Raw genomic sequence first — 14,029 nt, 5'->3', positions numbered from 1 at the left:
AGGGCACCGTGGCGCACTGAATCGTTTGATTCTTCCTACGACGCCTCGTCCGACGCGTTCTCGTCGTTTTGGTCGGCTTCGACAAAGGCTTGCGCGATCAACTGTGCTGTTCGCTGAATCTGCCACGGCCTGGCGCCCCATTCGGCCAGTGCTGCGGCGACGGACTCCGCGTCGGTCGGCTCCGGCGGAGCCCACGCGACGCGGCGGAGGATCTCCGGCGTGAGGATGTTCTCCACCGGGATGGCGATGGCCTCGGAGAGCTCGAGGATGGCCGCGCGCGCCCTCTTCAGACGGCGGTCCGCGTCCGGGTTCCTGTCGCCCCAGAGCTTCGGCAGGGGGATCGCCTCGCGGGCGGCCCGCAGCGGCGGCAGGTCCGTCGTGGTCAGGCCGCGCTCGACGGCGGCCCACCAGCGGTCGATCTCGCTCCGCGACGCCCTGCCGGTGAACTCCTTGAGGTTCGCGAGGTCGCGCTTCGTCGCCGGCAGCGCCCGCACCACGTGCATCAGGGAGGAGTCGGGCACGAGCCGTCCGGGCGCGGTGTCGATCTCCTGCGCGAAGGCGTCGCGTTCGAGCCACAGCTCGCGGGCGACGGCGAGGTTGCGCGGACCACGGACCGAGTGGATGCCGGAGAGCCGGCGCCACGGCTCGAGCCGGGCGGGCTTCGCCTCCTTGGCCAGCGTCGCGTCGAACTCCTGGGCGGCGATCTCCGCCTTGTCCGCATCGGCGAGCCGCTCGACCATGACGTCGCGCAGGTCGACGAGCAGCTCGACGTCGAGGGCGGCGTAGACGAGCCACGCCTGCGGCAGCGGGCGGCTCGACCAGTCGGCGGCGGAGTGCTCCTTGGCCAGGTGGACGCCGAGCAGCTGCTCGACGACGGTGCCGAGGCCCACCCGGGGAAGCCCGAGCAGGCGGGCCGCGAGCTCGGTGTCGAAGATGCGCACCGGGTCGAGGCCGACCTCCCGCAGGCAGGCGAGGTCCTGGCTCGCGGCGTGCAGCACCCACTCCTCGTCGCGGATCGCGTCCTGCAGCTCCTCGAAGGAGCCGACGGCGGGAGGATCGAAGAGGAACGTGCCCGCGTCGCGGCGATACACCTGGATGAGGTAGGCACGCTGGGAGTAGCGGAAGCCGGAGGCGCGCTCGGCGTCGACGGCGACGGGTCCGGTGCCCGCCGCGATCGCCGCGACGGCGGCCAGGTAGTCCTCGCGCGTGTCGATCACGTCGAGCGGCGGGTGCGCCGGCACGGGGGACGCCGCGGGGGCCGCCCCGGTCGTCCTCGACCTTCTCCTCGTCGTGTCACTCACGTCTGGCTCGTCGCGCTGATAGCAGGCTCACTCCCTCGCCGACGGGCGGCAGGCCCGCCAGCATGCACAATAGTTCCCCCCAGCCTTCCACATGTGCGGTGACATCGTGGTCGAGCGGGGTCCAGGAGGCCCGCAGCTCGATCTTCGCGCCGCTGCCCTGAGCCGCGAGCTCGCCGTAGCCGGTGGAGATGATCTTGGTCGCCGTGCCGGACGCGGCGGTGTACCTCGCACCCCGCGACTGCAGTCCGTCGACGAGCCAGGACCAGGCGACGTCGGCGAGGAAGGGGTCGATGCCGATGTCGGTCTCGAGGGGCGCCTGGGCGAAGCACACGATCCGGAACCGGCCGCCCCAGGCCTCCGGCTCGTCCTCGTCGTGGAGCAGGATGAACCGGCCGGTGCCCAGGTCGGAGTCGGTGCCGTGACGCGTCGGCGAGACGTTGGCCGCGAGGGCGACGGCGTGCGGGGCGAGGTTGGCGGGAGCGGCGATCTCGTGCACCTCGAGCTCGGGCCTGGTCGATGCGCGGCGGATCGCGTCGAGCGCTGCGGCGAAGTCGGCCGGCAGCCGCGGGTCGTCCCGGGAATCTGACACGTTACGCACACTAAAGTCGTTCGCGGGGGCTCGCGGGAAGGCACGCCGACGTCTCCGCCGCAACTGGAGTGCAGGGGCACGATTCCGAACCCCTCGTGAACGAACGGAGCCCGCCGTGGCACGCCGACGCCCTCTCCTGCCCGCCCTGCGGGCCGCCGCCGTTGCGGGCGCCGCCGTGGCCGGTGCGGCCCTCGTGACCGCCGGGATGGCGACCTCGTTCGCCCGCGGCGTCGTGAAGCCGGAGCGGCGCCGCACCGAGGGCATCCGCATCCTCGGCGTCAACGACGCGGGCGACCGGGTGATGCTCTCCGCGTCGCCCGACGCGCTGCTGCCGGGCGACTACAGCCTCTGGTTCTGGCAGGGGGCCGGTCACGCCCGCGTCGGGGAGATCACCGCGCGCACCGGCACGATGGTGACCCGGGTCGTCCTCGGCACCGACTTCGGCGACCTCCGGCGGGCGCGGACGGGCCGATTCAACGGCTGGGTCTACCTGAACCCCCGCGAGCTCGGCGTCCCGCACGAGAACGTGACCGTGCCGATGCCGGTCGGCGCGGCTCCGGCCTGGCTGATCCCCGCGGAGGGCGGCAGCGACCGCTGGGCCCTGCACGTGCACGGCCGCGGCACCCGGCGGCCGGAGACGCTCCGCGGGGTGCCCGTGTTCCGGGATGCGGGGTTCACGTCGCTCATCGTCTCCTACCGGAACGACGAGGAGGCCCCGCCGAGCGAGGACGGCCGGTACGCGCTTGGCGACACGGAGTGGGAGGACCTCGAGGCCGCCATCCGCTTCGCGGTGGATCGTGGCGCCCGGGAGATCGTGCTGGTCGGCTGGTCCATGGGCGGCGCCGTCGTGCTGCAGACCGTCCTTCGTTCGCCCCTCGCCTCGTTCGTGCGCGGCATCGTGCTCGACTCGCCGGTGATCGACTGGGTCGAGACCCTCAACTTCCAGGGCGACGCCCGCGGGCTGCCCCGTCGTGTCGAGCGCGGGGCGTTCGGCATCCTCGCCGCCCCCTGGGGCCGCGCGCTCACGGGACTGCACGCGCCCATCGACTTCGCCCGGCTGAACGTGCTCGAGCGGGCGCAGGAGCTCCGCATCCCCATGCTGCTGCTGCACAGCGACGACGACGGCTTCGTGCCGTCCGCCGGCTCCCGGCACCTCGCGGCCGCCCGGCCCGACCTCGTCACGCTCGTCCCGTTCGACATCGCCAGGCACGCCAAGCTCTGGAACTACGACCGGGACCGCTGGAACGGTGCGATCTCCGGGTGGCTGGGCGCCCTGGGGCTCACGGACTGACCCGGCTCCCGGCGGGGCACTGCGGTGGCGGCCGCCCGGATCGGCGCCGGAGCAGGCCCGGAGAACAGGAGAAGCGGGCCCCCGGCATCGCCGGAGCCCGCTCCTCGTGCTGCTCGTCGCGCTACTGCACCGTGCTCACGGCGAAGTCGTCCCAGCTGACGGTCAGGGGGAGGCTCGTCACACCGGTTCCGATGTAGGAGCTGATGCCCGCGTGGCCGGCCTGCTGAAGGGTCGCGGTCGTGTCGGTCGCCTCGACCTGCCAGGCGGCGGGCTCGGTGGTGCCGACCTTCCAGATCTTCGCCCGGATGGTGGTGGGCGCGGTGCCCGTGACCTGGATCCGGAGTCTCATCTGGTCGCCCGCGGAGTAGGTCACACCCGTGATCGTCTGGATGTCGAGCGTGGTGCCGCCCTGGTAGATGCGGAGCGAGATCGCGCCGTCGGCGCCGACCACGGCACGGGTGCGGTAGTCCTCGGTGCCGACCCTGCGGCCGATCACGGACGCGAAGACGCTGCCGCCGACGTTCATCGGGGCGATCGAGAACGTGGCCTGCACGTCGGCGTTGGTGCTCGTGACGCCCGGCAGGTAGTTCTCGATCGTCCGGCCCGCCGTGGTCGCGGTGTGCCGGCCGACGCCGTTGGCGACGGAGTAGTACGACGCCGTGCTGCTGCTGTTCGTCCAGGCGCCGCCCGTGTTCGCGCTGCCCCAGTTGCCGGTGGCGGTGCGGGTGAAGGTGTCGGACGCGAGTGCGCCGGTGGGCGGGGTGGTGGGGGCGGTGACGGTAACCGTTGCGGTCTCGGTGTCGGTTGCGCCGTCGTCGTCCGTCGCGGTGAGGGTCACCGTGTAGGTGCCAGCGGCGGCGTAGGTCCTCGTGGCGGTGGCACCGGTGCCGGTGCTGCCGTCGCCGAAGTTCCACGCGTAGGAGGCGATGGTGCCGTCGGAGTCGGTCGACGTCGAGGCGTTGACGCTCGCCGTGAGGCCGGACGTCGAGGACGTGAACCGAGCCACCGGGGCGACGTTCACGGGCTGCTCGGCGCCGGTCGTGGCGCGGGCCACGCGGAGGTCGTCGAAGGACACGGTCACCGGGCTCGGCGCCCCGCTCGCGCTGAGGTAGCTGTAGAGGCCGATGGAGCCGGCCGTCTGCAGACCCGCCGTGGAGTCGGTCGTGCTCACCCACGTGCTCGGCTCGGCGGTGCCGACCTTCCAGACCTTGGCCCGGATCGTGGTGGGGGAGGATCCCGTCACCTCGAGCCGTAGGCGCAGCTGCTCGCCGGCGTTGACCGTGAGACCGCTGACCGTGCTCGTCGTGAGGGTGGTGGCGGTCTGCTGGAGCTGCAGCTGCACGCTGCCCGTCGCGCTCACGATGGCTCGGGCCCGGTAGTCGAGCGAGCCGACGCGGCGGCCGATGACGCCGACGTACGCGCTGCCGGCCGTCGGGCGCTGGGAGAGCGACGCGGACACCTGGGCGTCCGTGTCGACCGAGCTGACCCCGGCGAGGTAGGCGTAGCGGGTGGATCCGGCGGGGGTGGTGACGCGGGCCTGGCCGTCGGTCACCGCGTAGTTCGTCGAGCCGCTGCTCAGCGTCCAGGCTCCGCCGGTCTCGGCGGTGCCGAGGCCGCCGGTGGTGGTCCGGCCGAACGAGTCGATCGCGAGTGCGCCGGTGGGCGGGGTGGTGGGGGCGGTGACGGTGACCGTTGCGGTCTCGGTGTCGGTTGCGCCGTCGTCGTCCGTCGCGGTGAGGGTCACCGTGTAGGTGCCCGCGGCGGCGTAGGTCCTCGTGGCGGTGGCGCCGGTGCCGGTGCTGCCGTCGCCGAAGTTCCACGCGTAGGAGGCGATGGTGCCGTCGGAGTCGGTCGATGTCGAGGCGTTGACGCTCGCCGTGAGGCCGGACGTCGAGGACGTGAACCGCGCCACCGGGGCGACGTTCGCCGGGGGCGTCGTTCCGCCCACGGTTACCGTCCTGGTGGTCGTGCTCGTGGCTCGCAGGTCGTCCTGAACGGTCAGGGTGATCGTGTAGGTGCCGGCCCTCGCGTAGCTGTAGTTGACCCGCGCACCCGTGAAGGTGTTCGAGCCGTCGCCGAAGTTCCAGGAGTAGGAGGCGATGGGGCCGTCCGGGTCGGTCGATCCGGACGCGTCCACCGCGACACCGAGGCCCGAGACGGCCGCCGTGAACGAGGCCGTCGGCACCTGGTTGGTCGTGACGTTGACGGTCGCCGTGGACACCGAGCTTGCGCCCCTGTTGTCCGTCACGGTGAGCGTGACCGTGTAGCGTCCCGCCGCCGCGTAGGTGTGCGAGGCGGTCACCCCGGTCGCCGTCGTGTTGTCGCCGAAGTTCCACGCGTAGGAGGCGATGGTGCCGTCAGTGTCGGACGACGTGCTGGCGTCGACCGAGAGGGCGAGAGCGTTCTGCGTGCGCGTGAACGCGGCGGTGGGTGCGACGTTCGGTGCGGTACCGCCCACCTGGCGGCCGGAGCCGGTGTAGTGAGCGGTCACCTGGGCGAGGGTGAGCGGCGCGTCGTAGACGGCCACCTCGTCGATGCTGCCGGCGAGGAACGTCGGTCCACCGGCCGCCAGGGCGTTGTCGCCACCGATGCGCCAGTATCCCGACGCCGCTCCGGCGGTCGTCGCGGTGGTGTTGATGGCGACGAGGCGCCCGTCGACGAACAGCTCCATGCCCCGCGGCCCGACGGATCCCACGGCGTGGTGCCACTGGCCGTCGTTGAGTCCGGTCGCGGTCGAGGACACGAGGCGCGCACCGCCACCGAAGCCTCCGCGGAGGCCGAAGGACACTCGACCCGTTCCGTCGATGAACAGGTTGCGGTTCGAGGTGGAAGCCGGGGTGGTCGTCGTCGCCGTCGTGGTGATCGTGGTCGCCGACCCGAGGTCGACGATGTTCCCACCCGTCGTGCTCGTGGTGCGGAACCACGACTCCACGGCGAAGGTCGTCGGCGCCGTCACGGCCTGTCGCGCGGTGGCGACGCCGGCTGCCGTGCCCGGGAAGGTTGCCGCCGGGTTGCTGTCGCCACCGATCGCTCCGGCCGCGCCGCGGCTGATCCCGGTGCCCGGGGTGGCGCTGTTCGCACCGGCCCAGTCGAGGAAGTTGCCGGATGCGTCGCCGAGGCGCCAGTAGGAGGCCGGGGTGTCGCCGAGCACGGTGTTGGCGTACCCGCTGTTCGCCGCGCTGGGCACCGTTGCGGTGACGGCGTCACCGATGACCGTGTTGCCGAACGGGTCGGTGGCGCGCACCCGGTAGGTGTGGGTGCTGCCCGGGGTCAGGCCGGTGTCGGTGAAGGACATGACGGGGCGGTCGAAGTTGGCGCGGGAGCCCATGGTGACCGGTCCGTAGACACGGTTCGCGGTTCCGTTGCGGTAGACCTCGTAGGTGAGGAACTCGTTGTCGCGGTCCCAGTTGGTGAGCCAGCGCACGTTGACGGCGCCGGAGGCGGCGGGCGTCACCGTGGGCACGAACGCGGAGCCGGTGACGCGGGGGCCGTCGTCGTTCGGGGCGATGTCCCTGCTCGCGAAGCGGACGATGCCCTGCTGGCCGATGTTGTTGACCCGCGGGAACTCGCCGGCGAACACGACGTAGTCGTCGGTGGCCGCGACGCTCCACGGGCCCTGGGTGGCGCCGGACACGGCGCCGGCGCTGAAGTCCGGCCACCAGTTGAGCATCTTCGGCGAAGGGTTGCCCGCGAACTCGCCGATGGTCGTGCCGTTGCCGCTCGCCGCCTTCGTCCAGGCCATGCCGCGGTGGTAGACCTTCGGGTTGTTCGTGTCGGGGAACTCGCCCAGCTCGGAGCAGTCGTGCGGGTGGCCGGCGAGGTAGACGGTGTCGGAGTTCATGGCGACGTCGTAGCTGTCGCCCTTGCAGGTCTCGAGCCAGACGATGTCGCCGTTGGCCCAGTCGGCGCGGAACGCGCCCTCCAGGGTCTTGCCGCTGACCGGGTACATGTACGCGGTGCCGTAGACGCCGGTCGCGTCGGACTTGAGGCTGTAGATGGCGGCGCTGGTCGGGTTGGTCGCCGTCGAGACGCTCGCCTGGCGGACCTCCCGGTTGATGTTCCAGGGCATGATCGCGCCGGTCGAGGTGCTGACGGCGCCGAAGCCGAAGCCGGGGTTGCTCGACCCGTTGAGGGTCGTGAAGTGGCCGCCGACGACGAGCTTGCCGCCGTCGGGGGAGAGCGCGAGGGCCAGCACTCGGGCGTCAGCCCGCACGTCGAGGGGGAGGACGGCGCCGGTGTCGGCACGGGCCGCGGCGACGCGCATGCGGGCGACGCCGCTGACGGAGGTGAAGTTGCCGGCGAAGTAGACGGTGGTGCTGTTCGCGACGATGGACTCGACGACGGTGTTGGCCGACGGCGCGAAGCTGGTGATCAGGGCGCCGGTCGAGGCGTTGAGCGCGGCGATGCGGTTGCGGGTCACGCCGTTCACCTGGGTGAAGGAGCCGCCGATGTAGATGCGGCTGCCGTCGGGCGAGGCCGTCACCGAGTTGATCGTGCCGTTGACGGTGGGCGCGAAGGTCGAGATCAGCGCGCCGGTCTGCAGGTTGAACGCGAGGAGGTTGGAGCGGGGGATGTTGCCGACGCCCACCGCGTTGCCCGCAGGCCGGGCGTTCGCGAAGGATCCGCCCGCATAGACGGTGTTGCCGACGATGGTGGTGGACCAGATGATGCCGTCGATCTGCACGGTGGGCAGCACGTCGGTCGAGACGGTGTCGGGGACTCCCGCGGCGGGAGCGGTGTCGGCGAATGCGGGGGAGACCCCCACGAGCGCGGTGACCGTCAGGACGGCGAGGGCGGCGGCCAGAGCGCGCAGGCGCGCGGCGAGGGGAATGAGCATCGGGGGTAAGCCTTCGTTCGGGTAGCGAAGTAAAACCCGGCGCTGGGTGAACACACCGGGTGGCCGAAGCATATGGAGTATTCGCGGCGCTGCACAACGCCGAAATGAAAGAAAGATGAGAATTACTCGTCCGGCCGGTGAATGGCGCACGAACTCTCCCCGGGGAAACGGCCGGTCAGGACCGATCGCGGCGCACGGACCAGCGGGCATAGAGCGATCCGGCATCGTCGACCAGGAGCTGCCGCAGGGCCAGGTCCACATCGGCGGTGCGGCCCGGCGGAACGAGCGCGAGACCCGGCGAGACGAGCGTCGCGCTCGTCGACAGGCAGAGTTCGTCGACGACGCCCCCGCCGAGCAGGGCGGTCGCCAGGTGCGGACCGCCCTCGCAGACGATTGAGGCGAACCCCTCGCCGCGGAGGGAGTCGACCACGGCGGTGGGGGCGAGATCGTCGCCCTCGGCCGGCACCCCGATCACGCGGGCGTCCGGGATGGCGACGGCGCGCCGCACCCGCTCCTCCAGGCCGCGCGGGCAGACGATCACGAGCTCACCCCGGGACCGGTCGGGGTCCAGGCGGTGCCCGCCGAGGTCGCCGGTGCGGGTGACGACGGCGAGCGCGGCCCTGCGCGGGCGGACGTAGCCCTCCGCCCGCACGGTCGAGGCCCCGACGAGCACGACGTCGCTCAGGTCGCGCATCACGCCGAGGATGCGCCGGTCGGTGCGGTTGCTCAGCGACTCGGAGGTGCCGTCCCGCCCGGTGGCGCTCCCGTTGACGCTCGCGATGAGGTTGAGCCGGACCCAGTCCGGCCGGTCGGGCCGATACAGCGCGGAGACCCAATCCCGGAAGTCCGGGTCCTCAGTGGGCCGCGACTCCGCGGGCGCGGGCACGACCCGGGTGAGGTTCACGCCGCGGTCTTCTGCCGGACCTGTCGCTTCGCGCGACCGAGCAGCGCCGTCATGCCGCGGAGCCGGAGGGGCGAGATCGCCTGGGCGAGGCCGAGCATCTGCGGGAAGTCGTCCGGGACGTCGAGGACCTCGTCGACCGTGAGTCCGCCGAGGCCCTGCGCGAGGATCGAGGCGAAGCCGCGGGTCGTCGGCGCCTCGGCGGGCGCCGTCGCGTACATGTGCACGACGCGGTCGTCGCCGACCTCCACGAAGATGAACACCGGCGCCTGGCACTCCTCGACGCGCTCCAGCAGGTCCGGGTGGTCGTGGTACCGCTCGGGCAGGGGCGGGAGCTCGTTCGAGAACTCGAGCAGCAACTGCAGCCGGTCGCGCTGACCGAGCTCCAGGAACTCGTCCTTGATCTGTTCCAACTGGGTGGGCAGGGCCATCACGCACTCTCCTCGGCGGTGGACAGGCGCGCCGTCATCGGGCCGTCCGACTCGGGCGGGGAGGTCGGGATCGAATCCGGTCGCCGAGCCCGGAACCGAGTCGTCGGCTCAGGCAGGGAGGTCGCCCGGAGTCGGTCCCGTGACGATGGGGACGCGGACAGCGCTTCCCCACTCCGTCCAGGAACCGTCATAGTTGCGAACCCCTTCGAAGCCCAGCAGGTGGGTGAGCACGAACCAGGTGTGGCTCGAGCGCTCGCCGATGCGGCAGTACGCAATCACGTTATCACCGTCGTTCAGGCCGGCCTCGCCCCGGTAGATGGCGTCCAGCTCGTCCTTCGAACGGAACGTGCCGTCGGGCGCGGCCGCACGTCCCCAGGGCACGCTGCGGGCGGTCGGGATGTGGCCGGCGCGCAGGGCGCCCTCCTCGGGGTAGGCGGGCGCGGTGGTGCGTTCGCCGCTGTACTCCTCGGGGCTGCGCACGTCGATGAGGGGGTTGCCGAAGTGGGCGAGCACGTCGTCGCGGAAGGCCCGCACCTCGCTGTCGCGGCGCTCGACGACGGGGTAGTCGACAGGCTCCGGCGACGGGGTCTCCGTGGTGACGTCGCGGCCGTCCGCGATCCACTTGTCGCGGCCGCCGTCGAGCAGGCGCACGTCCTCGTGGCCGAACAGGGTGAACACCCAGAGCGCGTAGGCGGCCCACCAGTTGCTCTTGTCCCCGTAGAGCACGACGGTTGTGTCGCGCGTGATGCCCTTGCTCCCGAGCAGCGCGGCGAACCGCTCGCCGTCGACGAAGTCGCGGGTGACGGGGTCGTTGAGGTCGGTGTGCCAGTCGATCTTCACGGCACCCGGGATGTGACCCGTCTCGTACAGGAGCACGTCCTCGTCGGACTCGACGACCACGACGCCGGGCGTTCCGAGGTTCTGCTCCAGCCACTCCGCGCTGACGAGTCGTTCGGGGTGCGCGTACTGGGCGAACCGGGGGGACGAGTCTGGCGCGACGGGCATGGGGCCTCCATGGGACTGAGGGAGTGGGAACGGTGTGGCGGATAGGCTGGAAGAAGCGCATCCCGCACTGCGACACTACGCAATCCGGTGCACGCCGTAGGCCCACCCGTAAGACTCCGACACAATAATCCGACCGCCTGGGAGGGTGACTACACAACCGTGTTCGACCAGCAGACAAGCGCCGTGCCACGACTCGTCGATCGCGCACCGACCATCACGGGTGCGGAGATCGCCGCTGAGCTCGTGCCCCCGCGCCAGTTCGAGACGGCGACGTTCGAGTCCTACCGGCCCGACGACGACTTCTCCTCGCAGGCGGTGGCGCTCGAGCGGCTGCGCGCCTTCGCGGGCGGCTGGGGGCCGACGAAGTCGCGCGGGCTCTTCTCCCGGGCGAAGAAGGCGCCGGCCGGGAAGCCGGGGGTCTACCTTGACGGCGGCTTCGGCGTCGGCAAGACCCACCTCCTGGCCGCGCTCTGGTCCGTCGCGCCGGGACGGAAGTACTTCGGCACCTTCATCGAGTACACCGCGCTGGTCGGTGCGCTCGGCTACCGCGAGGCGGTGCACCTGCTGAAGGGCGCGAGCTTCGTGGCGATCGACGAGTTCGAGCTCGACGATCCCGGCGACACCATGATGATGACCCGCCTGCTGTCCGAGCTCGTCAGTCACGGGTCCCGGGTCGCGGCGACGTCCAACACGCCGCCCAACGCTCTCGGCGAGGGGCGCTTCGCCGCCGAGGACTTCCTGCGCGAGATCCAGGCCATGGCCGACAACTTCGAGACGCTCCGCATCGACGGGCTCGACTACCGGCGCCGCGAGATCGAGGGACACGCCGTCGCGCTGCCCGACGACCGGCTGGTGGCCGCGGTGGAGCAGGCGGCCGCCGCGGGCCGGCGCGTGACGCGGGACTCCTTCGCGGACCTGGTGGCGCACCTGGGCTCGGTGCACCCGTCGAAGTACATCAAGATGATCGACGGCGTCGACGTGATCGCGCTGCGCGACGTGCGTCAGCTGTCCAGCCAGACCGACGCCCTGCGCTTCGTCGCCTTCGTCGACCGCGTGTACGACGCGCAGATCCCCGTGCTCGCGTCCGGCCAGCCGCTCGATGCGGTGTTCGCGGCCGACATGCTCGCCGGCGGCTACCGCAAGAAGTACCTGCGCGCCATCTCCCGCCTCGTCGCGCTCACCTCCGCCGCCTCCGCCTGAGCGCGGGCTCGGGATCCCGACCCGCCCGTGAACGCGGGTGAGCGGGTGACGTGGTGTGCCGGATTCTGCTCCCGGGGGCTGGATGCACCCCCCGGAGCCCGACTTCGGAAACAGGATGTTTACACCGAGCCACGCCGTGTAACAGGACGGAAACACGGGATGCGCCGATCCGAAACCTCTCGCCGCAAAACTGACTGGCACATCGGAACCCACCCTGGACGCCGCCGACCCGACGGTGACGTCCTGGCCGATGCGAGACCCGCACACTACGAGAGGTTCTTTTCCATGGATCAGGGCAACACCGCCTTCATACTGATCGCCGCAGCGCTCGTGCTGCTCATGACCCCCGGACTCGCCTTCTTCTACGGCGGCCTCGTCAAGGCCAAGAGCGTCGTCAGCATGATGATGCTGAGCTTCGGCTCGCTCGGTCTGATCGGCGTCCTGTGGGTGCTCTACGGCTACGCCGTCGCCTTCAGCAACGGGGGCACGGACACCTTCGTCGGCATCGACGGCTGGTTCGGCATCGACACGGCGAACCTGGGCCTCGAGGGCCTGCTCGCCGACGCGGCCGACCCGGCCGGCACCTACCCGGTGCTCGCATTCGCGGCCTTCCAGGCGACGTTCGCCATCCTCACGGTCGCCCTGATCTCCGGCGCCATCGCCGACCGCGCCCGCTTCGGCCCCTGGCTGCTCTTCGCGGGCATCTGGGCCACGGTCGTGTACTTCCCGGTCGCGAGCTGGGTCTTCAACTTCACCCTGGGTGACGAGGGCGTGGTCGACGGCGGCTGGATCGCCTACAACATCGGCGCGATCGACTTCGCCGGTGGCACGGCCGTGCACATCAACGCCGGTGCCGCCGCCCTCGCCCTCGCGCTCGTCCTCGGCAAGCGCGTCGGCTTCGCCAAGGGCATCCAGAAGCCCCACAACGTGCCGCTCGTGCTGCTCGGCGCCGGTCTGCTCTGGTTCGGCTGGTTCGGCTTCAACGCGGGCTCCGAGCTCGCGGCGGACGGCATCGCGGCCCTGGCCTTCGTCAACACGATCGCCGCCCCCGCGGCCGCCATCCTCGGCTGGCTGCTCGTCGAGAAGCTCAAGGACGGCAAGGCCACCTCGGTGGGTGCCGCATCCGGTGCCGTCGCGGGCCTCGTCGCGATCACCCCCGCCTGCGCCTCGCTCACGCCGTTCTGGGCCATCGTGCTCGGTGTCGTCGCCGGTGTCGTCTGCGCCCTGGCGATCGAGCTCAAGTTCAAGCTCGGCTTCGACGACTCGCTCGACGTCGTGGGCATCCACCTCGTCGGCGGCCTCATCGGAACGCTCTACATCGGCTTCTTCGCCACCGACGTCGGCTTCATCTACTCCGGCAGCTTCGCCCAGCTGGGCGCCCAGGCGCTCGCCGCCTTCGCCGTCCTGATCTACTCCTTCGTGCTCGCCTACGCCATCGGCTTCGCGATCGAGAAGACGATCGGCTTCCGCGTGAAGAACGAGGACGAGGTCGCCGGCATCGACACCATCGTCCACGGCGAGGAGGGCTACGTGCTCGAGAGCCGCTGACCCGCCGCTCCCTCGTTCGACGCGAGCGCCCGCACCCCCTCGGGGGCGCGGGCGCTCGTGCGTGTCGGCTCCGCCAGGGGCCCACGGCAGGAGCCGACGGCAGGAGGGGTCAGGCGCGGGCGGGCTGCCGCTCGAGCACGCCGCGCGTGAGCAGCGTGGCCCCGGCCACGGCGGCCGGCATCACGATCACCGCGCCGAGCGGCACGAGGAACACGAGGTAGGTGGCGACGCCGAAGCCGACCGCCCGCGCCCGGTTGGCCCCGAGCACGCGGCGCCGCTCGCGGAGCCGGAGCCCGCGCGCCTCGAAGGCGAAGCTCGTGAGCTCGACCGCGAGGAACCACCCGCCGACGAGCGCGGCGAGCACCGGGATGACGGTCTGCCCCACGACGGGGATGAAGCCGCCGGCGAACAGGAGGATGCCGAGCGCCGCGGTTGCGGCGAGCAGCCGGAGCGCGTCCCCGGCACCGCGCAGAACGGAGGGCCAGAACGGCTGGTCGAGCTCGTCCGGCATCCCGCCCAGCCGCTTCTCGACCGCGCGCCAGATGCGCTCGTAGAACGGGTCGCCGACAAGCAGAGTGAGGGCCACGAACGTGTAGACGGCGAGGAGCGCGGTGACGGCGAGGATGGCGAGGGCGGTGGTGATCCGCATCCCGGAGCGGAAGGGCTCCTGCCAGTCGGCTGCAAACGGCGTCGCCCAGGTGGCGATGGCGTCGAGGTTCACGGCGAGGAGCACGAGCCCGGCGAGATACACGGCCGCGACGAGCAGGGCAGGGACCGCGCCGATCAGCATCAGCCGCGGCGCGGTGACCCACATCCTGAGGCCCGCGCCCAGCAGCCGAACGCCGGAGAAGAACTCGCGGACCACTGCCGCCGGGCCGCCGACCTGTCGCTGCACGCCATCAGCGTACGCTTGCCACAAAACGGGA

The 14,029-nt window shown here is 71.5% G+C and carries 10 protein-coding genes; 3 read left to right on the top strand and 7 right to left on the bottom strand.

Annotated features, from left to right (window positions below; translation table 11 throughout):
• Positions 1-35: 35 nt before the first annotated feature.
• The gene (locus DAI20_RS14830; RefSeq protein WP_438501989.1) at positions 36-1,241 is read right to left on the bottom strand and encodes an HRDC domain-containing protein; all 1,206 of its coding nucleotides are present in this window, start codon (positions 1,239-1,241) and stop codon (positions 36-38) included.
• Positions 1,242-1,293: 52 nt separating this feature from the next.
• A complete protein-coding gene (locus DAI20_RS14825) occupies positions 1,294-1,890 on the bottom strand; it encodes a DUF3000 domain-containing protein (protein ID WP_108252195.1) in 597 nt (198 codons plus the stop codon).
• Positions 1,891-2,005: 115 nt separating this feature from the next.
• Between DAI20_RS14825 and DAI20_RS14820 the strand changes: the two genes are divergently transcribed.
• Positions 2,006-3,181, top strand: a complete 1,176-nt coding sequence (locus DAI20_RS14820; RefSeq protein ID WP_240606096.1) for an alpha/beta hydrolase family protein — start codon at positions 2,006-2,008, stop codon at positions 3,179-3,181.
• 121 nt (positions 3,182-3,302) lie between these two features.
• Here the strand turns inward: DAI20_RS14820 and DAI20_RS14815 are convergent, their stop codons facing one another.
• From DAI20_RS14815 to DAI20_RS14800, 4 genes are all read right to left on the bottom strand, one after another.
• The gene (locus DAI20_RS14815) at positions 3,303-8,018 is read right to left on the bottom strand and encodes a PKD domain-containing protein (RefSeq protein WP_159085079.1); all 4,716 of its coding nucleotides are present in this window, start codon (positions 8,016-8,018) and stop codon (positions 3,303-3,305) included.
• 175 nt (positions 8,019-8,193) lie between these two features.
• The gene (locus DAI20_RS14810; protein ID WP_108252191.1) at positions 8,194-8,922 is read right to left on the bottom strand and encodes a dihydrofolate reductase family protein; all 729 of its coding nucleotides are present in this window, start codon (positions 8,920-8,922) and stop codon (positions 8,194-8,196) included.
• A complete protein-coding gene (locus DAI20_RS14805; RefSeq protein ID WP_108252189.1) occupies positions 8,919-9,350 on the bottom strand; it encodes a SufE family protein in 432 nt (143 codons plus the stop codon). Before DAI20_RS14805 ends, DAI20_RS14810 begins: the two co-directional genes overlap by 4 nt.
• Positions 9,351-9,458: 108 nt before the next feature.
• Positions 9,459-10,355, bottom strand: a complete 897-nt coding sequence (locus DAI20_RS14800) for a sulfurtransferase (protein ID WP_108252187.1) — start codon at positions 10,353-10,355, stop codon at positions 9,459-9,461.
• 183 nt (positions 10,356-10,538) lie between these two features.
• On the opposite strand from DAI20_RS14800, the gene zapE reads away from it, so the two are divergent.
• Together zapE and DAI20_RS14790 are read left to right on the top strand one after the other, a co-directional pair.
• On the top strand, positions 10,539-11,555 hold the full coding sequence (gene zapE, locus DAI20_RS14795) for a cell division protein ZapE (RefSeq protein WP_240606095.1): 1,017 nt from the start codon (positions 10,539-10,541) through the stop codon (positions 11,553-11,555).
• A 285-nt stretch (positions 11,556-11,840) separates the two neighbouring features.
• On the top strand, positions 11,841-13,103 hold the full coding sequence (locus DAI20_RS14790) for an ammonium transporter (protein WP_108252182.1): 1,263 nt from the start codon (positions 11,841-11,843) through the stop codon (positions 13,101-13,103).
• Positions 13,104-13,212: 109 nt separating this feature from the next.
• On the opposite strand, the gene DAI20_RS14785 is transcribed toward DAI20_RS14790, so the two are convergent.
• Entirely contained in the window at positions 13,213-13,998 is a 786-nt protein-coding gene (locus DAI20_RS14785; RefSeq protein WP_205781460.1) for an EI24 domain-containing protein, read from the bottom strand.
• Positions 13,999-14,029 lie beyond the last annotated feature (31 nt).

Origin of the sequence: Planctomonas deserti, assembly GCF_003067705.1 — a bacterium.
GTDB lineage: Bacteria > Actinomycetota > Actinomycetes > Actinomycetales > Microbacteriaceae > Planctomonas > Planctomonas deserti.
Note: the sequence above shows the minus strand (reverse complement) of the source record. Positions and strands in the feature narration are given on the sequence as shown.